21 protein-coding genes and 1 pseudogene are annotated in these 22,965 nt (G+C 61.3%); 10 read left to right on the forward strand and 12 right to left on the reverse strand.

The genetic code is table 11. The features are described 5' to 3' along the window. Positions 1–144 precede the first annotated feature (144 nt). Positions 145–570 carry a toxin gene (locus tag AC1HFW_RS20550; RefSeq protein WP_479285093.1) on the reverse strand — a complete coding sequence of 142 codons (426 nt, stop codon included), beginning with the start codon at positions 568–570 and terminating at the stop codon, positions 145–147. A 153-nt stretch (positions 571–723) separates the two neighbouring features. On the opposite strand from AC1HFW_RS20550, the gene AC1HFW_RS20555 reads away from it, so the two are divergent. Next, positions 724–1,230, forward strand: coding sequence for a hypothetical protein (locus AC1HFW_RS20555; protein ID WP_479285094.1), 507 nt, complete (start codon positions 724–726; stop codon positions 1,228–1,230). Between the two features lie 72 nt (positions 1,231–1,302). Here AC1HFW_RS20555 and AC1HFW_RS20560 read toward each other — a convergent pair whose 3' ends face one another. From AC1HFW_RS20560 to AC1HFW_RS20580, 5 genes are all read right to left on the reverse strand, one after another. Continuing rightward, positions 1,303–3,783 carry a TonB-dependent siderophore receptor gene (locus AC1HFW_RS20560; RefSeq protein WP_479285095.1) on the reverse strand — a complete coding sequence of 827 codons (2,481 nt, stop codon included), beginning with the start codon at positions 3,781–3,783 and terminating at the stop codon, positions 1,303–1,305. Between the two features lie 118 nt (positions 3,784–3,901). Further along, positions 3,902–4,942 carry a FecR domain-containing protein gene (locus AC1HFW_RS20565; protein WP_479285096.1) on the reverse strand — a complete coding sequence of 347 codons (1,041 nt, stop codon included), beginning with the start codon at positions 4,940–4,942 and terminating at the stop codon, positions 3,902–3,904. Beyond that, positions 4,932–5,459 carry a sigma-70 family RNA polymerase sigma factor gene (locus AC1HFW_RS20570; protein WP_006392225.1) on the reverse strand — a complete coding sequence of 176 codons (528 nt, stop codon included), beginning with the start codon at positions 5,457–5,459 and terminating at the stop codon, positions 4,932–4,934. The genes AC1HFW_RS20565 and AC1HFW_RS20570 overlap by 11 nt, the downstream gene beginning before the upstream one ends. 69 nt (positions 5,460–5,528) lie before the next feature. Next, entirely contained in the window at positions 5,529–5,948 is a 420-nt protein-coding gene (locus AC1HFW_RS20575) for a CopD family protein (protein WP_479285097.1), read from the reverse strand. 3 nt (positions 5,949–5,951) lie between these two features. After that, entirely contained in the window at positions 5,952–6,269 is a 318-nt protein-coding gene (locus AC1HFW_RS20580; protein WP_479285098.1) for a DUF3817 domain-containing protein, read from the reverse strand. A gap of 148 nt (positions 6,270–6,417) precedes the next feature. On the opposite strand from AC1HFW_RS20580, the gene AC1HFW_RS20585 reads away from it, so the two are divergent. Then, complete coding sequence (locus tag AC1HFW_RS20585; RefSeq protein WP_479286531.1) at positions 6,418–7,374, forward strand: GlxA family transcriptional regulator; 957 nt, start codon at positions 6,418–6,420, stop codon at positions 7,372–7,374. A gap of 104 nt (positions 7,375–7,478) precedes the next feature. On the opposite strand, the gene AC1HFW_RS20590 is transcribed toward AC1HFW_RS20585, so the two are convergent. Beyond that, the gene (locus tag AC1HFW_RS20590; protein WP_241068581.1) at positions 7,479–7,811 is read right to left on the reverse strand and encodes a hypothetical protein; all 333 of its coding nucleotides are present in this window, start codon (positions 7,809–7,811) and stop codon (positions 7,479–7,481) included. A gap of 657 nt (positions 7,812–8,468) precedes the next feature. Here AC1HFW_RS20590 and AC1HFW_RS20595 point away from each other — a divergent pair. Genes AC1HFW_RS20595 through AC1HFW_RS20610 form a run of 4 tightly spaced genes read left to right on the forward strand, consistent with a single transcriptional unit; the run spans position 8,469 to position 13,839 of the window. After that, positions 8,469–9,938, forward strand: coding sequence for a hypothetical protein (locus tag AC1HFW_RS20595; RefSeq protein WP_479285099.1), 1,470 nt, complete (start codon positions 8,469–8,471; stop codon positions 9,936–9,938). Then, positions 9,935–10,888 (forward strand): phosphoribosyltransferase-like protein, encoded by a 954-nt coding sequence (locus AC1HFW_RS20600; protein ID WP_479285100.1) that lies wholly within the window; start codon positions 9,935–9,937, stop codon positions 10,886–10,888. Before AC1HFW_RS20595 ends, AC1HFW_RS20600 begins: the two co-directional genes overlap by 4 nt. 3 nt (positions 10,889–10,891) lie before the next feature. Next, positions 10,892–12,895, forward strand: a complete 2,004-nt coding sequence (locus AC1HFW_RS20605) for an ORC-CDC6 family AAA ATPase (RefSeq protein WP_479285101.1) — start codon at positions 10,892–10,894, stop codon at positions 12,893–12,895. After that, positions 12,895–13,839, forward strand: a complete 945-nt coding sequence (locus tag AC1HFW_RS20610; RefSeq protein ID WP_479285102.1) for a hypothetical protein — start codon at positions 12,895–12,897, stop codon at positions 13,837–13,839. Before AC1HFW_RS20605 ends, AC1HFW_RS20610 begins: the two co-directional genes overlap by 1 nt. A 156-nt stretch (positions 13,840–13,995) precedes the next feature. On the opposite strand, the gene AC1HFW_RS20615 is transcribed toward AC1HFW_RS20610, so the two are convergent. After that, on the reverse strand, positions 13,996–14,808 hold the full coding sequence (locus tag AC1HFW_RS20615) for a hypothetical protein (protein ID WP_479285103.1): 813 nt from the start codon (positions 14,806–14,808) through the stop codon (positions 13,996–13,998). A gap of 290 nt (positions 14,809–15,098) precedes the next feature. Continuing rightward, a pseudogene (locus tag AC1HFW_RS20620) lies at positions 15,099–15,236 on the reverse strand (aminotransferase class III-fold pyridoxal phosphate-dependent enzyme); the annotation flags it as partial. A gap of 211 nt (positions 15,237–15,447) precedes the next feature. Between AC1HFW_RS20620 and AC1HFW_RS20625 the strand changes: the two are divergent. The 3 genes from AC1HFW_RS20625 to AC1HFW_RS20635 all read left to right on the forward strand — a co-directional run bounded on the left by AC1HFW_RS20625 (position 15,448) and on the right by AC1HFW_RS20635 (position 19,337). Then, on the forward strand, positions 15,448–15,948 hold the full coding sequence (locus AC1HFW_RS20625; protein ID WP_479285104.1) for a sigma-70 family RNA polymerase sigma factor: 501 nt from the start codon (positions 15,448–15,450) through the stop codon (positions 15,946–15,948). Next, positions 15,945–16,889: a FecR family protein gene (locus AC1HFW_RS20630; protein ID WP_479285105.1), complete on the forward strand. Its 945-nt coding sequence runs from the start codon at positions 15,945–15,947 to the stop codon at positions 16,887–16,889. Before AC1HFW_RS20625 ends, AC1HFW_RS20630 begins: the two co-directional genes overlap by 4 nt. An 84-nt stretch (positions 16,890–16,973) precedes the next feature. Further along, entirely contained in the window at positions 16,974–19,337 is a 2,364-nt protein-coding gene (locus AC1HFW_RS20635) for a TonB-dependent siderophore receptor (protein ID WP_479285106.1), read from the forward strand. A gap of 191 nt (positions 19,338–19,528) precedes the next feature. Here AC1HFW_RS20635 and AC1HFW_RS20640 read toward each other — a convergent pair whose 3' ends face one another. Beyond that, on the reverse strand, positions 19,529–20,722 hold the full coding sequence (locus AC1HFW_RS20640; RefSeq protein WP_479285107.1) for an acetylornithine transaminase: 1,194 nt from the start codon (positions 20,720–20,722) through the stop codon (positions 19,529–19,531). A 212-nt stretch (positions 20,723–20,934) separates the two neighbouring features. On the opposite strand from AC1HFW_RS20640, the gene AC1HFW_RS20645 reads away from it, so the two are divergent. Continuing rightward, positions 20,935–21,900, forward strand: coding sequence for a Bug family tripartite tricarboxylate transporter substrate binding protein (locus tag AC1HFW_RS20645; RefSeq protein WP_479285108.1), 966 nt, complete (start codon positions 20,935–20,937; stop codon positions 21,898–21,900). Between the two features lie 160 nt (positions 21,901–22,060). On the opposite strand, the gene AC1HFW_RS20650 is transcribed toward AC1HFW_RS20645, so the two are convergent. Both AC1HFW_RS20650 and AC1HFW_RS20655 read right to left on the reverse strand, forming a co-directional pair. Next, a complete protein-coding gene (locus AC1HFW_RS20650) occupies positions 22,061–22,624 on the reverse strand; it encodes a TetR/AcrR family transcriptional regulator (protein WP_479285109.1) in 564 nt (187 codons plus the stop codon). A gap of 41 nt (positions 22,625–22,665) precedes the next feature. Beyond that, on the reverse strand, positions 22,666–22,788 hold the full coding sequence (locus AC1HFW_RS20655; protein ID WP_006392210.1) for a hypothetical protein: 123 nt from the start codon (positions 22,786–22,788) through the stop codon (positions 22,666–22,668). Positions 22,789–22,965 lie beyond the last annotated feature (177 nt).

Consider the following 22,965-nt stretch of genomic DNA (forward strand, 5'->3'; position numbering starts at 1 on the left):
CGTAGGAACGATCCGAGATTCGGCGAGACACGCGCGAAAATCGGATGAATGACGTGTTGTGTGGGCGATGCGCGCATCGGCGGCAATCACCCCGGACCGAGATCGGAAGCCCCGCGCCGGCCTCCCGCAATGCCCAGCGTCCGTTCAACTGGCTCCCATCTTCACCGGATGCTTCGGCGCCCGATAATGCGACGAACGCTTGCGTGATGGTCGTGTCGTGGCCTCAAGGGACCGCCCCGGCTTGGCCAGCGCCCGCGCCAGTTGCTTGCCTGACACCCTACGGCTGCCGACGGTGTCGTCGTCCACGTCCACCTTCACATACAGCCTGAACAGCCAGAATTGCCGTTCGGCGTCGCACCAGTAATAGATCACCCGCAGACCGCTGCGCTTGCCCCGGCTGCGGTGGGGATCGGCGTAGCGCAGCTTGCGCAGTCCGCCCGTGCCTTCGAGCACCACGCCTGCCTCCGGCATCTTCAACATCATGCCTTGCAGCGCGCGGAATGCGTCATCGTCCAGGAACTTCTCGCGGTGGCGCGAGAACTCGGGCAGTTCGACAAACAGGGCATTCATGGCAATGCACGCGTATCACTATCGGGAATCGACTGAAACCCATTTTGAAGGGGTTCAGCGGGTCCATGCGCGTGCGGGCCCTGGGTTTCGGACGAAGCGAATGGCTGCGCGCCCCTGTGTAATATCCCCCCACACCGCCATCAAAGGACCGACATGGAATTGACCCTGCCCGGCAAACTGCAAAAGGCCATGGAACGCGAAGCGGAAGACGCCAAGCGGACGCTGCACGCCCACCTGGTCAGAAAGCTGGAGAACATCACGCCCCCGGCCGAGTCGATCGACCCGAAACCCTTGCGTGCCAACCTGCCGCGCCTGGTCGCCTACCTGGCGCGCATGCCGGGCGTGTCCGTGCTGTCGTCGGAAGTGACCCGCGATGCGTACTGGTGGGTCAAGCTGACGCTCGACCTGGCGCATCCGCTGGCGTGGCGCGTGGTGCAGGAACTGGGCTTCGTCCTGAACGACCTGTCGGTGCAAGAGAAGCTGCCCACGGTGTTCAAGCCGGTGTCACCGCCGCCGTACCTGAACGGCGGCCCGGAGGAATGCCTGGCTTGGGTCATCGAGTCGACCTGGAACTACATCGATCCGGGCTGGATCGCCGAGACCCTGGAAGGGTATCTGCCCAAGCCGGTGGATGACGCGGCGGCCTGGGCGGGGCAGTAGCGGCGAGCCGGTCCCGCACGGCCGCCCCCCACCCGTCCGGCATGAACGCGCAGCCCCCCGACAGACCGCGCGCTAGAACCGCCCCCGCAACGTCAGCAACACACTGCGCGGCGCGCCAAAGTTGTTGCGATTCTCCACGTACCCCGGGTACTCGTAGTACACCTTGTCGAACAGGTTGTTCACGTTCAGCGCCGCCGTCCAGTGCGAGGTCAGGTCATACGCCACCCGCGCATTCCACACGCTGTACGCCGGCCGCCGCACCTTCGAGACGCTGTTGGTCAAGGCGCTTTGCCAGTTCACGCCAGCGCCCAGGCTCAGGCGATTCCAGTCGCCCGGCAGGCGGTATTCGCTCCAGACGCGCAGCAGGTGGCGCGGCGTTTCCTCGCTGAAGGTCTGGCCTTCGCGGTCGGGGTCGCTCAGGTACTTGTTGCTGTTGAAGGTGTAGCCGGCCGCCAGTTGCAGGCCGGTCATCACCTCGCCGCTCAGCTCGGTCTCGAAGCCCTGGCTGCGCACCTTGCCGGCGGCGCGCGAGCAATAGCCGCCATTGCACACCGGGCCGGCCTCGTAGTCCTGCACCGCGCGGTTCTTCTGGTCGATGCGGTAGACGGCGAACGAGGTGTTGAGTTTTCCGTCCATCAGCTCGCCTTTGATGCCGGCCTCGTAGTTGGCGCCGACGATGGGCTTGAGGATGCTGCCGTCCAGCGTGGTGGCGGTCTGCGGCTCGAAGATGTCGGCATAGCTGGCGTAGACCGACCAATGTGGCGTCAGCGCGTACACCAGCCCCAGGAACGGCGTGAACTCGGCGCTGGCCTTGCTGGTGCTGACATCGCTCCAGGTGGCTGCCTGGGTGCTGTAGCGGCTCTCGAACCAGCTGAAGCGGCCGCCCGACACCAACGTCAGGTCGTCCGTCAGGCTGCTGCGCAATTGCGCATAGATGCCTTTCTGCACGTGCGGCTCGTAGCGCGAGGTGCGCTGCGAATCCGGGAAGCTATCGGGCCTGGGCACGCCCGAGTCCGGGTGGAACACGTCCAGCGGCAGGTAGTTGGACGCGTACTCGATGCGGTCGTTGGATTTCAGGCGCGACATGCTCACGCCCACCACCAGGTCCTGCTGCATGCCGAAGGTAGTGAAACGCCCGCTAACGTTGGCGTCGAAGCCCACGTGCCGCGCCGACTTGTCGTAGTTCCAGGCGTTGCGCATCGGCCCCATGCGCGTCGCCGGATCGACCGCGCCGGTCGCATCCAGCGCCGTGGTCAGGCTCTCTTCCTTGACGTAGGCCGCGGCGATCTTCAGGCGCCAGTTGTCGTTGAAGCGGTGCGTCAGGTCGGCGAAGAACTGCGTTTCGTCGCGATCCCACTTGTTCCAGTCCGCCCCCAGGAAGGTCGAGCGCTTCAAGCCCAGCGAACTGCCGTCGCTGTAGCGCGGCAGGCCGCCGAAGAAGGGCGTCGAGCGCAGCCGCGACACCAGCACGCCGGCGCCGAGCGTGGTGCGCGGCGTCAGGTCGTAGTCGAGCGCGGCATACAGATTGGTGTCGCGTTCCTTGACCACGTCGATGAACGAGCCCTTGGTGTCGTAGTCCAGCACCGCGCGGCCACGCAGGCTGCCGTCGGCGTTGAGCGCGCCGCCCGCGTCCAGCATGCCGCCGTAGTGGTCCCACGAGCCGGCGCGCGCCTCCATCAGCACCTGCGTCTCGGCGGTCGGCCGCTTGCGCACCAGGTTGACCGAGCCGCCCGGCTGGCCCGCGCCTTCGAACAGGCCCTGCGCGCCGCGGAACACCTCGACGCGATCCAGATAGGCGGTGCTGCCGGTGAAGCTGTTGCCCACCGCATAGAAGCTGCGCGACAGCGGCACGCCGTCGTACTGGATATTGCTGATCTTGAACCCGCGCGAATAGAAATTGCGTCCGCCGTCGGCCACCTCGCTGATAGTCACGCCGGTGGTGTTCTCCAGCACCTCGCTGATCGTCGCCAGGTTCTGGTCGTCGATGCGCTTGCGCGTCACCACCGTCACCGACTGCGGAATGTCCTTGAGCGCCTGTTCGGTCTTGCCGATGGTCGCCGCGCTGGCCGCGTATGACTGCGAGCCTTCGGTCTGGACGTTGTAATTGCCTGTCACCTGCACCGGCGCCAGCAGGGTGGCGTTAGAGCGCGGCTCGGCCTCGACACGGATGCCGCCGTCGACATTGACGGCGCGATAGCCCGTGCCCGCCAGCAGCGTGCGCAGGCCGTCGGCCACGCCGAACCGGCCATTCAGGCCGGCGCTACGCGCGCCCTGCAACTGCGCGGACGAGTACGCCAGCGAGATGCCTGCCTGCCGGGCAAACGCCGCCAGCGTGTCATTCAAGGGCCCCGGCGAGATCGCATAGTCACGCGCGGCGCCGGACGCATCGGCCTGCGTGGACACAGCCTGGGCACGCACCGGCGCGGCCGCCGTCACGGCGCCCAGCACCGCCACCAGCGGCAGCAATACGGCATAGGAAAGGGAAGGGCGGGCGCGCAAGCCAGCCCGGGCGCCAGGCGGCATCGCCGCGGCGCGCAGACGGGGGGTCTTCACGAAAGCATTACTCCATTGAGGGTCGGTCTGGGCTGGGCAGTGCGCACTGCGTCAGCCCATATGACGAACAACTTCGCCGATCCCCTCAAATTTCTTTCTTGCCCGCTCGATGGCCCGCTCAAGACCGGGCCAGGACGCGCGTCACCTTGCCGCCCCACCACTGCCGTCCCTCGCGCGTATCGATGGGCAGGATCTGGCGCAGCAGCGCCAGCACCTTGCGCGTATCGTCCAGCTGGAACACCCCCGACACCCTCAGCCGCGCCACCGCCGGATCGCACGCGATGGCGCCGTGATAGCGCGACAACTCGCCCAGGAACGCGGCCAGCGGCATATCGCGCACCGACAGCGCCCCCTCGATCCAGGCGGCGCCATCCATCATGCGCGAGTCTGCCGGACCCACCGCCCGCACCCCGTCCGGCATCATCCATGCCGACTCGCCGGCGCGCAACGTCGCCGCGGGCGGTGCGTTCCCGCTGTCGCGCGGCAGCAGCGCCACCGCGCCTTCGTCCACCGCGATCTCGCTGTGGTCGTCCCACTGGCGCACCCGGTAGCGCGTGCCCAACGCCTGCGCCCGGCCGTCGCGCGTTTCCACGAACAGCGGCCGCGACAACGGATCATGCCCCGACACCAGGTAGATCTCGCCCGTCCGCAGCGCGATGCGGCGCACCGCGCCGCGATAATCGATATCCACGGCGCTATCGCTGTTGAGCATCAGCGTGCCGCCATCCGGCAGCGTGACACGGCGCCGCTCGCCGCGCGCGGTGGACACATCCGCCAGCAGCCGCTGCGCCACCGGCGTATCCGCCACCCGCCACGCCACCCCGCCGCCCGCCACCAACACCCCCAGCGACGCCAGCACCTTGCGGCGCGCGCGGCGACCCTGCGCCGCGCCCGTCTCGCGCAGAATGCGCGCCACCGCCTCGGGCGGCATGTCGGCCGCCGGCCGCTGCAATCGCGCGCCCAGCGCCTGCAGCCGTTCCCACACCACCGCATGCGCGGGCCGCGCCCGCAACCACGTGTCGAAAGCCTGCCAGGCGTGGGCGTCGGCGCTGTTGTATTGCAGCTTGATGCGCCATTGGATGGCCGCGTCCAGCACCGCGGCATCCGCCGCGCCGGCACCGCCGTCACTGGCCGCCGCGCTGGCGCGATCAGGATTCATAGGCCAGGCGATAGCAATGCCCCAACGCCTGCGCCAGGTAACGCTCCACCGTCGCCACCGACCTGCCCACCTGCCGCGCGATCTGCGGGCAGGTGTGGCCGTCCATCTGCGCCAGCAGGAACACCTCGCGCACCTCGGGCTTGAGCCGCGCCAGCATCTGCGCGATCTGCTCCAGCGACTCCAGGATCAGCAGCCGCGATTCCTCCGACGGCCAATGGCTTTGCGGATAGGTCTGCAGCACCGCCAGGTAATTGCGCTCGATCTCCTGGCGGCGCCAGTGGTCCACCAGCAGGCGGTTGGCGATGGTGCGCAGATAGGCGCGCGGCTCGCGCAAGGCGCTGTCGCAAGGCGTGGCGGGGTTCGCGGACAGCAGGCGCACGAACGTGTCCTGCGCCAGATCGGCCGCGCGATGCGTGTCGCCCAGCTTCAGGCGCAGCCAGCCGCTCAGCCAGCGGTGGTGGTCGCGATAAAGCGTCGTGATACCGGCGTCGGGGCCGGCGCTGGACTTGGCGGACATCGGGGGAGGCTGTGTGAATGGGAATTGTTCACATTATAGGGGCATGATGCCCCCGCCAGCGCCCCGGCCTCAGAACGGCTTCACCGCCACCAGCACGATGATCAGCACGGGTGCGATCACCACCATCGGCAGCAGGTTGGCGCCGCGCGCTGCGGCAGCGCCCTCGGCCAGCCGCCGCAACCGCCCCGCCTGCATCCCATGCACGGCCGCCAGCCCCAGCACCAACGCCAGCTTCACCGACAACCATCCACTGCCAAACCACCCCGCGCTGCTCGCCAGATACACGCCACTGGCCAACGCACCCACCATCGCCGGCGTGGTCAGCAGGCGCTCGCCCTTGCGCAACAACCGCAGCCACGCCAGCTCCTGCGGCAACGCCGGCCCCGGCAGTTTCGCCGCCGCCGCCAGCACGAATGCCTGCACCACCATCCCCGCCACCCAGAACAGCATCAGCGCGATGTGCAGCGCCTTGACCAGCAGATACCCCATCGCTCACGCCCTCCCGGCCGGCGTCGCCGCGCGGCCCAGCGACCGCGCGATCACATAGCCGCCAAACGGCACCAGCGTCGCCAGCAACGTCAGCAGCAGCCGCTTGCGCGGCCAGTCCTGCGCCGCCGCCACATTGCACGCCAGCGCGATGTACACCATGAACGCCACGCCATGCACCGGCCCGATCCATGACACCGGCGCCGGCATTCCGGCCAGATGCTTCAGCGGCACCGCAATGCCCAGCAGCGCCAGCAGCGTTGTCCCCTCCAGGACCGCCGCCCACTTGAACAGCAAAGGTGTCGAACCGCCGGAATCTTTCATGGACATGGCCACCGCGTCACAAAGAGAACCGGCATTGTCCGGGCTGGCGCAATCGCCAACCATTGGCCAAAATGCCAATCTTCGAAAGAAATCCGCCAACCGTGCGATCGAGCTAACCAGGCTCGTCGCCACCGCCGGAACCCCAGGCATGCCCAAGAAAGCCCCCCATCGCATCGCCGTGCTCGCCTTCGACGGCCTGGTCGCGGGCGACCTCGCCGCGCCCTGCGAGATCTTCCAGCTCGCCGAAACCCTGGACGGCCGCCGCCCCTACGACGTGCAGGTCTGCGCCAGCAAACCCCGCATCCGGACCCACGCCTACGACCTGCACATCCGCGCCCGTCTCGACGTCGCGCGCCACGCGCACACCGTCATCGTCCCCGGCCTGGCCGACCCGAGCCACGACATCCCCCGCGACATCCTCGACCTGATCCGCCACGCCCACGCCGCCGGCGCCCGCATCGCCTCCATCTGCACCGGCGCCTTCGCCCTGGCCGCCAGCGGCATCCTCGACGGCCTCAAGGCCACCACCCACTGGAAAGCCGCCGCCCAACTGGCGCGCCGCTACCCCGCCATCGACGTCAACCCCAACGTGCTGTTCGTCGACAACGGCCAGATCCTCACCTCCGCCGGCGCCGCCGCCGGCATGGACCTGTGCCTGCACATGATCAAGCGCGACCACGGCGCCGCCGTCGCCGCCAACAGCGCGCGGCTGGCCGTGGTGCCGCTGGAACGCGCCGGGGGGCAGGCGCAATTTATCGTGCGGCCCACGCCGGCGTCGCATACCGACCTGACACCGCTGCTGCACTGGATCGAGAGCCGGCTGGCGCAGAACCTGACCGTCGGCGCGCTGGCCGATCAGGCCGCAGTCAGCGTGCGGACGTTGAACCGGCGGTTTCAGGAACTGCTGGGGGTGAGTCCGTTGCAGTGGGTGATCCAGGCCCGCGTGAATCGTGCGCGCGGGATGTTGGAGACGACAGACCTGCCGGTGGAGCGGGTGGCGATGGAGGTGGGGTTCGGGTCAGCGGTGTCGCTGCGGGAGCATTTCACGGGGATCGTGGGGACGAGCCCGATGGGGTATCGACGGGCGTTTCGGCGGGCGGGGTGAGGGTGGCTGGGGCTGCCTGATGCGCGGGGGATGGGGCGGTCTGACGCTTGGTGGCCGAGAACTGGCCTGACGCGTTGCGCGGCAGGCCGTTGGTCTTTTTCGGGTTACTGGATCGAGCGCGGCGCGTTGTGCGTGGCGGCGTCGAACGCGGCGTCATCGGCGTAGGCGCGGGCCGATTCCAGCATGGCGTCGGTCAGCGTGCCGAGGTGTTCGCACAGGCCTTCCACGCCACCCATCAACGCGGCCACCGTCCAGGCGTCCAGCGGCTGGCTGCCGGTGGCGGCGGGTTCCGAGGCGCTGTTGCCGACCAGGCGGGCGATGGTCTGGATGGCGTAGCGGGCGCGTTCGATGTTGTAGAGGTGGGAGAGGGGGACCGGGCCGTGTTCGGGGTCGGTGTCGACTAGCCAGGGGTTTTGGGTGAGGGGGTGGGATTGCATGACAGGCTCCAAAGACTGATGAAGCCCGCTCCCCACTTCCAAATGGGGTGGGCGGGCGCAAGGCAAGGTTGGAAGACCGGCGTCTTTGGAAACCGGCGTGCGCGAACGCACCCTCGCCAGGGCCCGCCCATAGGGACGTGCAGAGGCGTACGGACGTGAAAAAGCCGCCAAGCGGCGGCGGTCCGCCAAAGACATTGCCGGCTTCCAAACCGGGGCTACCCGTTAGTGGTAGTGCGCCAAGTATACGGTAGAGGGCCGCTGATGCATTCCCAACGTGACGGCATTAGCCCTTGAGAGATACCTAACCAGGCATCCTGTGCTAGCTCTAAGCTAAGCAACTCCGTTTTAGAGAGTATCCGATAGGCGACGGTTTAGCACCAAGTCCACACTCGACGAAGATCCGAATAGCTCTGCTCGCTAAGACCCGTGGACCGACAACAGGCGATACGGAACGGTAAGCCGTCACAGGCGCGTTGGGCCGAACAGAGGCTGGTGACGAATGTATCAGCGTCTATGTCGTTGCTAGGCATTGCTGCCCCCCCTGTCTCTCAGAGTGTGGTTGCGGTAGCATTCCATGGTCTGCAAATAGGTCTAGAAACGCGGTGACGAACTTGAAAAATTTCCTTCCGGGCATGTTGTCTAACGGCCGGATTATCTATGCACGGCAACCTGAGCGCATGCATGCCAGTTCGTAAGCAACAGCGTACGCCAGCCTGCGACGGAGCACTGAGTAATTCGGCGAAATCGGCCGAATGGCCGCCATCCCCTTGTCGGGACTTGGTTGATACAACTTTACTACTAGAAGATCTGAAGCGGCGGTATCGCGCCTCCGGTACGCCGATTGACGTCTCATTTCGAGATCTGATGTCCTGGGTACGCGGGGGGGACCAGCTCACCCATCAGATTCATCCATATCCAGCCAAGCTACTACCGCACATCGCGAACTTTTTTGTTCGCTCCAGCTCACTTTGCAAGCCAGGCCAAAACATCCTCGACCCTTTTTGTGGCTCAGGAACCGTGGCGCTCGAAGCCTCTTTGGCCGGAATGAACCCTCTCGTGGCAGATGCCAACCCATTTGCACTCTTGTTAACTAAAGTCAAAACCACTCCGTACGAAACTCTTCAACTAATTGCCGAAGCGCGCCATCTGCGCATGCGAATTTCTCGACTGAGAACAGCAAAACCTATACGGGTCGTAAATGAGCAACTGTGGTATTCAGTCAAAACAAAAAAGGAGTTAGAGAAGATTCTGAGAGCGGTCATGGAAATCGAAAATTCCGATATTCAAGACTTTTTTCGAATTTGCTTTTCTGTACTCGCTCGACGCGTGAGCCACGCAGATCCGGCCGTAAACGTTCCTGTTCGGATAAAGGAAAAGCAGTCTCTTTCTGACTTGGCAAATAAAAAAATCCGCAAACATCTTGAATGGCTCAGTACAGTTTCGGTTGCCGAGGAATTCGACAGGGTCGTCCAGCTAAATATCGGACGAGTCCATGCCGCTAACTCAGCGTCCCCAAAGAGATTGGCCGCGAATATAATTGGGCGAGATGCAAGGCAGCTACTTACTGCGGGCTTCTGTAGATACCCTAATGACTCAGTGCCACTAACGATAACGTCGCCACCCTATGGCAGCGCACAGAAGTACATACGCGCTTCTAGCCTTGCTTTGAATTGGCTATCATTGTGCTCGCCGGATGAGCTCGCGTCTCTTGAAGCACACTCTATCGGGCGAGAACACCTCTCGTCCAAATATCAAGCGGAACCGTTCACCGGCTCTAGTGAATTAACACCAGAATTTCAACGACTCGTTGAACGCATTAGCTTGAAGAATCCAACCCGCGGAGCAATCACGGAAACATATTTCCGTGAACTGGGAGATGCCCTTTGTGAAGTGGCGAGAGTAACGGCTCCGCACGGCCATGCCATCTTAATTCTGGGGAACAATACTGTAGCTGGATTTCATGTGGGCAACGACTGTTTCGCCACGGAGATAATGCTAGAGCTTGGATTTTCTTTAGATTTAGCGCTCGTAGACCGTATCCATTCACGGGGACTAATGACCGCCAGGAATAGTAGTGCGTCTATAATTTCGGGTGAGACTATCTTAATGTTCCGGAAAATAAGATGAAGACTACGGATATCGACAGGGTATTGCGGACACTCGTTGACCACGCATGGGATCGTGAGGTCACTTGGAGTCAAGTCCAAGCTTGGGCACAGAATTTCACCGGCCAGACAGCAACAATCGATATAGAGCGAGAACACGGGTTGATTGCCCTCACCCGTTTCATATATTTCGGAAAGCGACTAGTCCGAGAGATGCTCCGCTCTATATATAGAGACCATTTTGAAGCCCCTCTTATTCAACGCTTACGCCGAAACTGCAAGAACACACGAGACACTGGGTTACTTGAAAAGCAATTTCAGGAAGAACTAAATTCCACTCGTTTCATAGGAGTAGGCAATCCGTCGGAAAGTGGCGCACATCTTTTATATTATTTTCGTCAAATAAATAGACTCTCTAAAGACCTATTTATTGATCTGGGTGCAGCATTTAGCGAAATCCGACCGGGTGGCAGAACAGCCGCGCTTCAAGCGGCCGATTTATCCGCCTGCCGTTACGTTTTTTTTGACGACGTTGTAGGCTCGGCAGATCAATCGACCTCTTATCTTTCAGCCAAACTCCGGCGCATTCGGAAAGCCAACCCCCGACTCGACCTACGCTTCATGTGCCTGTTTTCGACATCCCTGGGCCTGGAGAAATTAAACAGCAAAAGCATGTTTGACGGCAAAGCCACCTGCTTATTCGAGCTGGATGACACGTATAGAGTATTCAATGCCGTGCAACGCTATTTCCCGCCTGGAATGCTCGGCACATTTAACAATCAGACATTTGAACGAATGGTGCGTCATTATGGCCAGATTCTGTTTCCTCATCATTCCGCAGGTTATAAGGATGGCCAACTGATGCTCGGGTTCACTCATAACACACCAGACAATACGTTGCCAATTTACTGGAACGAGGGTCGTAGAACGCCTTGGAGCCCCATTTTTGTTCGCTACGATAAGGTTTATTAAGTCATGTACCAAGTAGATGACTCCAACCCCTTCTCGCTGATACGTGCTTCAGAGTACACCGACAAGCAGATAAATGAATTGTGGGTCGATGTCGGCGGCACTCGTACGGCCACCATTCTGGATCCACGCTCACTGGGATCCAAATATATCCTAGGCGGGAAAGGTACCGGCAAAACCCATTTGCTGCGCTACCAGAGCTATCAGGTATCTCGAAAGCGATCGTCGAGCAGAAGTGGTATTTCAATCATTGAAGAGGCAGGTTGCCTCGCCGTTTTCCTTCGCACAACAAATATTGATGCGCCGCGATTCGAAATGGCGGGTGGCACGACGTCTGCATGGCAGCAATTGTTTTCCACTCATCTGGAGCTCCGCCTCGTAGAACTGGTTCTCGACGCACTGCTAGACATCAAAGAAAGTAGCCCTGGCGAGAAGTTTGACGACCAAGCTTTTGTAGAAACAATTTCGAAGACGATAGGAACATCGGACGAAGCATTTCAACGAATCGGTGGCATCGAGGATCTGCAGATCTGGACGCTCGATTGGTTAAACAGGATTGACGACGCAATTAACGCTGCAGCCTTTTCCGAGAAAGTGGAGCTACACCTCCCTTTCTCCATGGGGGGGCTCGCTTTGCCGGTCGGCGCTGGACTAAAGCAGTGGCACCCAAAGTTTCAGGGGCTTCATCTAATTTATATGCTAGATGAAATTGAAAACCTGACGCTCAAGCAGCAAGAGGTTATCAACACATTGGTGCGGTATGCCGAAGGACGCGCCACGTTCCGACTCACGGGAAGGTTATATTCTAGAAAAACGCTCGCAACGGTTGCTGAAGGCGAAGAGAATCGAGAGGGCTCGGAGTTTTCTGTAATTCGCCTGGATGAGATTCTTCGATCATGGAAAAATTATTCTGATTTTGCGAGGAAGTTCATCTCCAAACGCGTTGGCCACGGTCGCGGGGTAACTTCCACATTTGACCCCCGTGAAATTTTCGAAGAAATAGATTTAGAAAAACATATTGAGCGCCACTCACTTCCGCTAGCTGAGTCGCGATTTCTCAGGCTATTTCGTGAAGCATCTGCCAAAAGTGCCTTTCCAAAGCTCCTAGACCTTTCCGTCATTGAGAGCGTTATTGAGTCTCTAACTACAGATGTTCCTCCCCTATTTCAACGGCTAAACGTCCTGCTTTTTTGTAAAAAATTCGGAAGAGGGAAGAACCCAGAGGACGTGGCTACCCGCATAAGGACAGATTGCCTAGAGTATCTAAACGAGCGTGGGGGCGAGAAGAATTCCTACCGCACAGCAGTTGGGCACTGGAAGTTGGATTTGTTTGCGCAGATATGTAGGGAATCAAAGCGGCGTGACGCTCTAATTCCGTATGCCGGGTTTAATTCCCTAGTGGAAATGTCGTCACATAATCCGCGAAACCTTTTAGTCTTGCTCGCCAAGGTGTACGAGATTGCAAGTTTCAAGGAAGTTGACATTCGTCCAGGTAACAAAATTCCCGTCGAAATTCAATCAGAGGCGGCAATTGAGGCAGCGCGTTTTGCGTTCGAAAGCGATTCCAACTATGGCCAAATGTCGATTCTCGCGCGAGACGCCACGATACGCCTCGCGGAAATTCTGAGAACAGCTCGGTATGCACTCAATATTCCTGAGGTGTCCCCTCTAGCCGTGAGTTTTAACAACGATGAACTGACCCCCGAAGGCCGAAAAATGCTTGAGGCGGCAATTAACTACTCTTTGATCCAAGAAGTTTATGAAGGCCGAATAGATCGAAACAACCAGCTAATTCGCCGTAAGATACAACTTAGCCCTATGCTGTCGGCACGCTGGGGGCTTCCTATCGCTCGTCGCGGTGATATAAGTCTAAGCGGCGAGGTGGTAAACGCAATTTTTGATAAAAAATCAAAAGACGCCTTCGAGCCACTACTAAATGGCCTTCAAAACCGGTGGAATCTCCCGTTCACTCCCGCTTCCAAGGATCTGAGGCAGGAGGCTCTTTTTTGATGGAATACTCGATATTCTACCGCCGTAGCATACAAACCAACCGCCTACAAAAGGAACTCGGTAAATTTGACGTTTTTATTTCCGCTTACAATTCTAGCGATCGCGTTAAGATTATCTTTGACCATATCAACGCACAACAGAAAATTTGGCTCATTCATCCAGAATATCAATACACACCGATCGAGCATCCCATTGGGCATGTTGTAGTCGCGCCTCCGATGAGTGACGAGGTCGCTCAGATTGCCGAGCTTCTTGCCAAAATCGAAAATATAAGCGAAGTTTCGCTCTGCATCGATATAACCGGATTTATGCGGAACTCGCTAGCGTTTCTTATTCCAAAGCTGGCACACCTTGGCGTGAAGTCGTTCACAGCAATTTATTCTGAACCTGTCAGCTATTCCAAACAAGAAGAAACGCAATTCGCAACAACGACTTCTGAAATCGTTCGCCCAATCCGCGGCATGTATGGGACCCCCGGGAATGGAAGGAGCCATTTGATTCTCGGTGTGGGCTACGATCACCAGTTAATTAGTCAAGTCTTCTCGTATAAGAATAACGTCATAACTCACCCTCTCTTTGCATTTCCGTCTCTCAGCGCGGACATGTACCAACAAAGTGCACTTCGAGCAGAAAAAAGCGGGGAAATTGTTCTAAAGGAGGATTGGGTTAACAATCGCTTTTTTGCGCCAGCGAATGATCCTTTCGCTACCGCAGAGATGATAAGCGAGCGAGTCCGCCATATCGATAAAAAAGGGAACAGTGAGAATATTTTCTTATCCCCCTTATCAACGAAAGCTCAAGTCCTCGGAATGAGTATTTTTTGGCTGCTCGAAGGAAAGGCCCGGGGCCGATGTGCAATTCTGCTTCCTGAATGCCTGACGTACTCGCGTGAAACTAGTACAGGCCTTAAGCGCCTTTGGTCTTATGAGGTGGAATTAGTCTAGGCTGGTTAGGGCGCGGATGCCCCGACTATTTGATAGGGTGCAGATTAGGCATATCAAAACAAACGAAAAATTTAACTGCTGCAGCTCGCTGCAGTTTTGACGCCCCACTCAATGCGTGCTTACCCCCCAGCCATTGGGCCTTTTTGCATTTTCTGGCTATCGCAAAAATCGATATGCGCCCCCGGTTATAAGCCAATACGCTACTACGAGAGCGCCGACCATAAAGCTAAGATTTTTGAGACCTCCGTATGACCGCGTTCGAACAGCTATAGCAATCCACCAGTGACTTGAAGAACCTGCAGCTATTTTTGATAATGCCAGATAGTGAACGATCCGCATTAATGCAGATATAGAGCACATAATAACAAGGCAAAATCCAAACAAGATCCAGATCATCCAACGCCAATACTCCGAACTAACCGCCTTCAAAAAGTCAAAAGCTGCCGAGAAAATGTGGCTAAGCCTATCGGAGTTCGCATTAAACGAATTTTGCGCATATCTAATAACATCTGGATGAATAGCATCAAAGGCCATGCCAATTAGAACAAAGCAAGTTGCCGCGATCATTGACGAGAATACCGCCAGCAACCACCATTGAATTGAACGTACCCAACCGTTCAGCGCTCCAAGCATCGCTGACGTCAAACCGAATACTAAGGTGGCCGCATTCAAGAGTTGAATACCGTCCGTCAGCACGGGCAAAAACGCAACAAACAAAAAAGCTATCAAGACCCCGGCAATCATTGCCCCAAAAGCGAATCCGTTGTCGGGCTTGCCTTGTTCACTGAGAACAGTGGTACGAAATTTGTAGATATTTACCGGAAGAGGCACCGCCAAACGATTTTCGCTTTTTGCGCTTCCGCCACCAAATCCTTGAAACAAGAATGCAGCTACAACCCCTGCTATAGGACCACCAACGTACGCTTCAAAATGGGAGTTTCCAAGCATCTCGATAAATCTATCAAGCATATGATACGACCCTAGAAATTTTAACAAAAAGCGCTTTTAGTAAACGGCAGGTAATGCCGGTTTCTTAAGCACTTCTATGTACAGGCAAATATCTTTGCCATCTCGGGTTAACAGCTCAAGACAACAATATAAAAAGAAGAAGGGCCGCAGTTTGCACTGCGGCCCTTGACTTATTCGGCCAACTATAAGTTCAAGCCTTACGCACCCGCCCAATCAACCCATCCAACTGCCCCAGCATCCTCTCAATCTCCTCAGCCGTCACATTCAACGCCGGCATGAAGCGCAGCAGATTGCTGGTAGGCGAACAGGGTGCTAGTGGGGCCTATCCCCGTCTGCACTTCATCAACAATGAACAACAGCTTGTGCTCATCGGCCAGCTTGCGCAGGCCCTGCATGAATTCCTTGGTCGCAGGAATCACGCCGGCCTCACATGGTCGCCAACGTGCCGCCGTGGAAGCCGTGGATAGGTGATCTCCCAAGACCGTCTCCCTCACAAACAACCGTGCCGCACCGTCTACCGAAATCCTCGACCCGCAACATCGCGGCGCGTCTGCACAGGAGCCCACAATTGGGGCTAGAACCGCCCGCTCCCGCCATGCGATAATTGATAACGATTCCCATTAATTCATAGCGCAAGCCGTGGACTCGACACGCGATAGCCGGTTTTCCACCATTTACAAGAACGACCATCCCTGGCTGGAGCGGCGGCTGCGCAATGGATTGCGCAACCGCGAGGACGCCGAGGATGTCGCCGGTGAAACCTTCACGCAACTCCTCTGCCTCCCCGCGCTGGACCAATTGAACGAGCCCCGGGCGATGCTGATCACGATCGCCCGGCGCATTACGTGGCGGCTGTGGCGGCGGCGCGAGCTGGAGCAAGCCTGGCTGGAGATGTTGCGCTTGCAGCCGGAACCGCTGGAGCCGTCGGCCGAGGAACGGGTACAGACGTTGCACGCGTTGCAGAGACTCGACACGGCGCTGGAAGGGCTGTCCTCCAAGGCCAGGATGGCGTTTCTGTATAGCCAGCTCGATGGCATGACCCATGTGGAGATCGCCGCGCGCCTGGACGTATCGCCGACCATGGTGCGCAAGTACATCATGCAGGCTTTGCGCCGTTGCTGCGAGGTGTTTGGGCTATGACGGCCTTGGACGCGCGCGCCCGAGCGGCGGCGATTGAATGGCAGGTCTGTCTGACCAGCGGTCAGGCCAACGATGCGGACCGCGCGGCGTTTGAGCTGTGGCTGGCGGAGAGCCCGAGCCATGGCGCGGCCTGGCAGCGGCTGAACGCGGCGCTCGATGGCACGTTGCACGCGTTGCGGCCGGGGCTGCTGGCCGATGGCGATGCGCTGCGGCGTTCGCTGGTGAGGCCGCAGCTTGCGCAGCGCCGCCGGCTGGGGAAGCTGGCGCTGGCGGGCGGGGCGTTGCTGCTGGGCGCGGGCGTGGCGGATCGCTATGTGCCGTTGCAGTATCTGGCAGCGGGCTATGTGACCCGCACCGGCGAGCGCCGCCGCGTGGCGTTGCCGGATGGCAATGTGATGGAGCTGGATGCGCGCAGCGCGGCGTCGTGGGAGGGGCAGCATGTCGTGCGGGTGTCAGCCGGCGCGGCGATTTTTGAGTTGCGGGGCGGCCAGGGGCTGCAAGTGCGGCTGCCGCAAGGCGAGGTCCGGCTTGCCTCGGGGCGCGCCATGGTGCGCTGTGGGGCCGAGCGCAGCTTCTGCCTGGCCTTGAGCGGGGCCGCCGAGGTCACCACGCTGACAGGCGTGCGCCAGCCGTTGGCGCCGGGGCAGGGCGTCTGGTTCGATGCGCGGCAGGTCGATGCGGTGCAAAACGGCCAGGAGCACACCGCCGCCTGGCAGAACGGCGAGCTTGAAGTCCATGACGAGCCGCTGCAGACCGTGGTGGATGGGCTGGCCCGGTACCAGCCCGGCTGGCTGCGGATATCGCCGCAGGCATCGCGGCTGCGCGTGACGGGGCTGTTTCCGCTGGACGACGGCGAGCGAGCGCTGGAGGCGCTCAGGAATACCTTGCCGATCCGGTTGCAGCGGCTGAGCCGTTGGTACGTGATGATCGACCTGGCTTGAAATTTTTTTTGCGCGCCAGGTGTTTTTTTGATGGCGCCGATGCACATACATGGAACGCGTGCTCACGCATCCACGGAGTGTTCCATGCTTTCCCTGAGGTTTCCGGCCGCCTGCGTCATCGCAGCCGCCGCCAGCACCGCCCATGCCCAGGCGCTGCGTCAATACGACTTGCCCGCCGGCCGGCTGGATGTGGCGCTGACCCAGATCGCCCGCATAGCGGGCGCGGTGATCTCGTTTCGGGCCGATCTGGTGGCGGGCAAGTCCGCCCCCGCCGTCTCCGGCCAGTTGTCAGTGGAGGAAGCCACTGCCCGCGCGCTGGCCGGCAGCGGGCTGGAACTGCGGCGCACGCCGGATGGCAGCCTGACGGTGACCCCGGCCAGCGCGACGACGCTGGCGCCGGTGACGGTGGAAGCGGCCACGTTGGGGGTGACCGAGGGGACCCATTCCTACACCACGCCGGTCATGTCCACGGCCACCAAGTTCGCGCTGTCCCCGCGCGAGACGCCGCAGTCGGTCAGCGTGGTGACGCGCCAGCAGATCGAAGACCGGGGCTATCAGTCGCTGGACGACGTGGCCCGCGATACGACGGGGCTGACGACGCGCCAGATCGGCGGCGGCGAACGCACGCAGTTCTTCTCTCGCGGATTCGAGATCAGTTCGTTCCTGGCCGACGGGGTTCCGCTGGGCTACGACTACGACACGCAGGGTGTGGCCACGCTGGCCATGTACGATCACATCGAGGTGCTGCGCGGCGCGGCCGGCATGATGACGGGGGCCGGCAATCCCTCGGGCACGATCAACCTGGTGCGCAAGCGCGCCACGGCGGTGCCGCAATTCTCGGTGACGACCAGCGCGGGAAGCTGGGACAATTACCGGGGCGAGGTCGACGGCTCGGGCCCGCTGAACCAAAGCGGCACCTTGCGCGCCCGCGGCGTGGTGGCCTATCAGGATTCGAACACCTTCAAGAAGGCCTACGAGCACCAGCGCCAGCTTTTCTACGGCACGATCGAAGCCGACATCACGGCCAACACCACGCTCAGCATCGGCGGCTACTACAACCGCGAGGACAATCCGGGCGCGGATTGGAATGGCCTGCCGACGCGCAGGGACGGCAGCTTCTATGACTTCAAACGCTCGACCCGCCTGTCGCCGGACTGGGCCTATTGGAACAAGGAGAACACCAGCTTCTTCGCCGAGCTCGACCACCGTTTCGAGAACGGCTGGTCCGGCAAGCTGACCGCCCGCACGCTGCGCGCCAAGATGAATATGCTGGGCAGCTATCTGTACCCCCTGGAAGACTCGACGCTCTTCGGGCAGGGGCTGGGCCAGTATGCCTATGACAAGACCCAGTACAGCGTGGACGGCTATCTTAGCGGCCCGTTCACGCTGCTGGGGCGCACGCATGAGCTGGTGCTGGGCGGCAGCTTCCTGAAGAACAAGGACGACGACGGCCCTGGCGGCTGGCCGTTGGACTACAACATGACGGTCGACCCGGAACACTGGAATTCCAGCGCCGTCGAAAAGCCCGCGTTCGTCTACCCGTGGTCGCGCAAGGGATACCAGCGCCAGGTCAGCGGCTACGCCACCACCCGCCTGAGCCTGGCCGACCCGCTGACGCTGATGCTGGGCGCGCGGCTGGACTGGTATGAGTACGACATGCAGCTGAAGTCGGGCGATTACGTCAGCCCGCCGGCGGACTACAAGGTCAAGCACGAGTTGACGCCGTACGCGGGCCTGATCTATGACCTGGACCGCCAGCACACCGTCTACACCAGCTGGACCAGCGTGTTCCAGCCTCAGAGCAATCAGTCGACGGGTGGCGCGCCGCTGGACCCGGTCATCGGCACCAATCTGGAAGCAGGGATCAAGGGCGAATATTTCGGCGGGCGGCTCAACGCCAGCGCCGCGGTGTTCCAGATCCGCCAGCGCAACCGTCCCGTCGCGCTGGACACGTCCATGTGCAGCCCGGGGGTGATCGAGTGCTATGCGCCGTCTGGCAAGGTGCAGAGCCGGGGCGTCGAATTCGAAGTGGCGGGCGCGCTCACGCCGGGCTGGCAGGTGTCGGCCGGCTATACGTACAACCAGTCCAAATACCTGGAGGATTCTGGCAACCTGCGGGCGGGCGCGGCCTACGATACGCAGACTCCGCGCCATCTGTTCAAGCTCTCGACCATGTACACCTTGCCCGGCTCGCTGAATGCGTGGCGCGTGGGCGGAGCGGTGCGCGTGCAGAGCGCGATCAGCTTGCCCGCGTATAACGTGCGCCAGCCCGGGTACAGCATCTGGGATGCCGTGGTGGCGTATCGGGCCACGCCGAACCTGGATCTGCGCCTGAACGTGTACAACCTGTTCGACAAGTATTACTACCAGGCGATCGGAAGCACCCAGGACAACAATCACTTCGGCGCGCCGCGGTCGTTCTTGTTGACGGCGAAATACACGTTTTAGGGTTTGGCCGTGAGCCGTCGGTTACGGTCCTGCGCGGATAACGCTCATCTGGCGGAGAATCCGGGACCCGACCTCGAATTGAATGCCGCGGTATTGGCAGAAGCCTTACGCGGATGAGTACGTAAACAGGATGGAAAAGATAAGGGCCGCAAAAGCGGCCCTTATCTTCATGGCTTAACGAATCGCTTCCATCAAGCCTTGCGCACCCGCGCAATCAACCCATCCAGCTGCGTGAGCATCGTGTCGATTTCTTCCGCCGTCACATTCAACGCCGGCATGAAACGCAACAGATTGCCGCGCGGCGCGTTCAGCAGCAGACCATTGGGCGCCAGGTTGCGCGCGGCTTCGACGATGGCGGGGCCGTCATCGCGATCCATGATCAGTGCGCGCAGCAGGCCCATCCCGCGCTCGCCCTTCATGCCGTACTTGGCCGACAGGGTCAGCAGGCCTTCGGACAGTTGCTTGGCGCGGGCATTGACCGATTCCATGAAGCCCGGCGCGGCCAGGGCGTCGAACACCGCCACGCCGACAGCCGCCATCAGCGGGTTGCCGTTGTACGTGCCGCCCTGGTCGCCATGCGAGAACACGCAGACTTCCTGGCGCGCCAACAACGCAGCCAGCGGCACGCCACCGCCAATCCCCTTGGCCAGCGTCATGATGTCCGGCACCACGTCGGATTGCTGGTAGGCGAACAGGGTGCCGGTGCGGCCCATCCCCGTCTGCACTTCATCAACGATGAACAGCAGCTTGTGCTCATCGGCCAGCTTGCGCAGGCCCTGCATGAATTCCTTGGTCGCCGGAATCACGCCAGCCTCGCCCTGCACGGGTTCCAGCATGATCGCCACGGTCTGGTCATCGATCAGCTTGCGCACCGATTCCAGATCATTGATCTCGGCCTTCGGGAAACCTTCCACCTGCGGCGCGAACATCTTGTCCCAGCCCGGCTTGCCGGACGCCGACATCGTCGCCAGCGTGCGGCCGTGGAAGCCGTGGTTCATGGTGATGATCTTGTAGGCGCCCTTCTTGTTGACCTGGCCCCATTTACGCGCCAGCTTGATGGCGCCTTCGTTGGCTTCGCCGCCGCTGTTGGCGAAGAAGACGCGGTCGAACACCGACGCGCCGGTCAGGCGGCTGGCCAGTTCGATGGACGGCAGGTTGTAGAAGGCCGGCGACGGGTTCATCAGCAGCTTGGACTGGTCCAGCAGGGCCTTCTGCATTTCCGGGGCGCTGTGGCCCAGGGTGTTGACGGCCCAGCCCTGGACGAAGTCCAGGTATCGCTTGCCGGCGTGGTCCTCCAGCCAGGATCCCTGGCCGCGCACGAACACGAGGTCCGGGCGGGAGGTGATCTCCATGAGGGCGTTGACGTTGTACTGGCTGAATTCCATGGCGGTTCCTGCTGAAAGGAGAGAACAGGGGTTGAAAAGGGTGGGAAACGCTAAATGACGAATTTAGCACCGGCGGGGGGATGCTATCGTGACGCACCCCCAGCCGACCCGCCCCACGGCCGCCCCAAAAGGGCCGCTTGCGCGGGGCTCTCTATTTTATGCAACAGGGCAGGCGCCGGGCGCCGCCCTTTGTCGCTTTTTACTGACCGATCATGACACGAATTCTTTCCAGTCTTGCCGCCGGCCTGGTGCTGGCGGCGGCCGCGACGGCCGCGCATGCCGAATATCCCGACCGTCCCATCCGCCTGGTGGTGCCGTTTCCGCCGGGGCAGGCGACCGATATCTTCGCCCGCGCGCTGGCCGAGAAGCTGGGCACGGCGCTCAAGCAGCCGATCGTGGTGGAGAACCGCGCCGGCGCCGGCAGCAATATCGGCATGGAGCAGGCCGCGCGCGCGACGCCGGACGGTTACACGCTGGTGATCGCGGGCTCGGCCGCGGCGGTGAACCAGACGCTGTACAAGACCATCAACTACAGCCTGACCAAGGATTTCGCGCCGGTGTCGGGGGTGTTCTCGGTGCCGCTGATGTTCCTGGCGACGCCGGCGTCGGGCATCACGTCGCTGCAGCAGCTGGTGAAGCAGGTACGCGCCAATCCGGGCGAGCTGGCGTATGCCAGCGCCGGCATCGGCGGCACGCAGCATCTGTCGGCCGAGATGTTCAAGGCGGCGGCCAATATCGACATCCGCCATATTCCGTACAAGGGCAGCGGCCCGGCGCAGGCGGATTTCCTGGGCCATCAGGTGCCGCTGATGGTGGATTCGGTGACGGCGGGCCTGCCGCACGTGCAGAGCAAGAAGGCGGTGGCGCTGGCGGTGACGACGGCCAAGCGCCTGCCGCAGTTGCCGGACGTGCCGACGGTGGCCGAGAGCGGCTATCCGGGCTTCGAGGCGATCGGCTGGGCGGCGGTGCTGGCCCCGCGTGACACGCCGCCGGCCATCACCAACTACCTGAGCCAGCAGATCGGCCACGTGCTGGGCACGCCCGAGATGCAGAAGTTCTTCCGTGATCGCGGCGCGGAACCGATGCCGCTGAAGCCCGAGGCCACCGGCGCGTTCATCGCCGGCGAGGTCGAGAAGTGGGGCAAGGCGGTCAAGCAGTCGGGCGCGCAGGTCGACTGACGGCGCGGCTTGGAGGCTGGCGCGGTGGCCTTGCCGGCCTGCGCGATCAGCCGGCCATGAAGCCGCCGTCGCAATGACAAACGCCGGGCAATCGCCCGGCGTTTTCACGTGGATTTTCGGCAGCCATGTTCAGCGGCCGTGGCGAGGCGCGCCACCCATATCAAGGCGCGCTGCCCGCATGCCCCAGCGCATCCATCGCCGCCTGCACCAGAAACCCCCGCCATTCGCGCTTCACATCCATGCGCGCCGCCGTCAGCGCGGCGGTGCCCAAGCCGCAGAAGGCGCTGGTGACGCGCACCACCCGTTCCAGTTGCAGGTTGGCCAGGTCGATGCCGAGCGCGGCGTAGAGCGTCATGCCGATCTTGATCAGTTCCGGATCTACGTCGTCACCCTGGTCGGCCAGGCGGTTGGCCAGGGCCGACAGGCCGGGCCAGTCATAGGTGAAGTCGACCGAGGCTTCGACCACGGCGCGGTCGCGCTCGACGCCGACGGGGATGTGCTGGACGTTTTCCAGCAGGGACTGCATGTGGTCGGTGCCGGTCCTGAGGGCGGCGTCGTAGATGGCCTGTTTGCTGGGGTAGTGGTGCAGCAGGCCGGCTTTCGAGTAATTCACGGCGTCGGCGATCTGCTGCAGCGAGGTGTGGGCAAAGCCGTGGCGCGCGAACAGGGCCGCGGCTCGGTCGAGGATCTCGGCGGCGATCTCGGATTTTGTGGGTCTAGGCATGGCGAATCCTTCCGGTACGCCGCATTTTGCCTGATCGCCCATCAGAACCCTGCGCGTGGCATCGCCGACATGATGCCGATGTACGGCACGACGCGGGGTGGCGGTGGTTCGGACAGGTAGAGGTAGACGGTGAGGCCCGCGAGCAGGGCGAGGGTGGCGGCCATTGTCAGGGTTCCGGATGGTCGGGTACCGGCATGATAAACCGATTTGGTCTGTTTTCTACCATTATGGTTGGTTTTGTAAATCCCTGACGCTGACTCGCTTCGGCCGTTCCCCGGGTTGGGCAGCCTTCTTTCCGCGGCACGTCCGGTAACCACCGCGGTGCGCATCGTGCGCCGCGA

This window comes from Achromobacter sp. ISS7, from assembly GCF_056523125.1.

What these genes read in the sequence shown, in the direction of transcription:
- AC1HFW_RS20550 (WP_479285093.1), bottom strand. Translation starts at nt 570, where the DNA reads ATGAATGCCCTGTTTGTCGAACTGCCCGAGTTCTCGCGCCACCGCGAG.
- AC1HFW_RS20555 (WP_479285094.1), top strand. Translation starts at nt 724, where the DNA reads ATGGAATTGACCCTGCCCGGCAAACTGCAAAAGGCCATGGAACGCGAA.
- AC1HFW_RS20565 (WP_479285096.1), bottom strand. Translation starts at nt 4,942, where the DNA reads ATGAATCCTGATCGCGCCAGCGCGGCGGCCAGTGACGGCGGTGCCGGC.
- AC1HFW_RS20570 (WP_006392225.1), bottom strand. Translation starts at nt 5,459, where the DNA reads ATGTCCGCCAAGTCCAGCGCCGGCCCCGACGCCGGTATCACGACGCTT.
- AC1HFW_RS20575 (WP_479285097.1), bottom strand. Translation starts at nt 5,948, where the DNA reads ATGGGGTATCTGCTGGTCAAGGCGCTGCACATCGCGCTGATGCTGTTC.
- AC1HFW_RS20580 (WP_479285098.1), bottom strand. Translation starts at nt 6,269, where the DNA reads ATGAAAGATTCCGGCGGTTCGACACCTTTGCTGTTCAAGTGGGCGGCG.
- AC1HFW_RS20585 (WP_479286531.1), top strand. Translation starts at nt 6,418, where the DNA reads ATGCCCAAGAAAGCCCCCCATCGCATCGCCGTGCTCGCCTTCGACGGC.
- AC1HFW_RS20590 (WP_241068581.1), bottom strand. Translation starts at nt 7,811, where the DNA reads ATGCAATCCCACCCCCTCACCCAAAACCCCTGGCTAGTCGACACCGAC.
- AC1HFW_RS20595 (WP_479285099.1), top strand. Translation starts at nt 8,469, where the DNA reads ATGCACGGCAACCTGAGCGCATGCATGCCAGTTCGTAAGCAACAGCGT.
- AC1HFW_RS20600 (WP_479285100.1), top strand. Translation starts at nt 9,935, where the DNA reads ATGAAGACTACGGATATCGACAGGGTATTGCGGACACTCGTTGACCAC.
- AC1HFW_RS20605 (WP_479285101.1), top strand. Translation starts at nt 10,892, where the DNA reads ATGTACCAAGTAGATGACTCCAACCCCTTCTCGCTGATACGTGCTTCA.
- AC1HFW_RS20610 (WP_479285102.1), top strand. Translation starts at nt 12,895, where the DNA reads ATGGAATACTCGATATTCTACCGCCGTAGCATACAAACCAACCGCCTA.
- AC1HFW_RS20615 (WP_479285103.1), bottom strand. Translation starts at nt 14,808, where the DNA reads ATGCTTGATAGATTTATCGAGATGCTTGGAAACTCCCATTTTGAAGCG.
- AC1HFW_RS20630 (WP_479285105.1), top strand. Translation starts at nt 15,945, where the DNA reads ATGACGGCCTTGGACGCGCGCGCCCGAGCGGCGGCGATTGAATGGCAG.
- AC1HFW_RS20635 (WP_479285106.1), top strand. Translation starts at nt 16,974, where the DNA reads ATGCTTTCCCTGAGGTTTCCGGCCGCCTGCGTCATCGCAGCCGCCGCC.
- AC1HFW_RS20640 (WP_479285107.1), bottom strand. Translation starts at nt 20,722, where the DNA reads ATGGAATTCAGCCAGTACAACGTCAACGCCCTCATGGAGATCACCTCC.
- AC1HFW_RS20645 (WP_479285108.1), top strand. Translation starts at nt 20,935, where the DNA reads ATGACACGAATTCTTTCCAGTCTTGCCGCCGGCCTGGTGCTGGCGGCG.
- AC1HFW_RS20650 (WP_479285109.1), bottom strand. Translation starts at nt 22,624, where the DNA reads ATGCCTAGACCCACAAAATCCGAGATCGCCGCCGAGATCCTCGACCGA.
- AC1HFW_RS20655 (WP_006392210.1), bottom strand. Translation starts at nt 22,788, where the DNA reads ATGGCCGCCACCCTCGCCCTGCTCGCGGGCCTCACCGTCTACCTCTAC.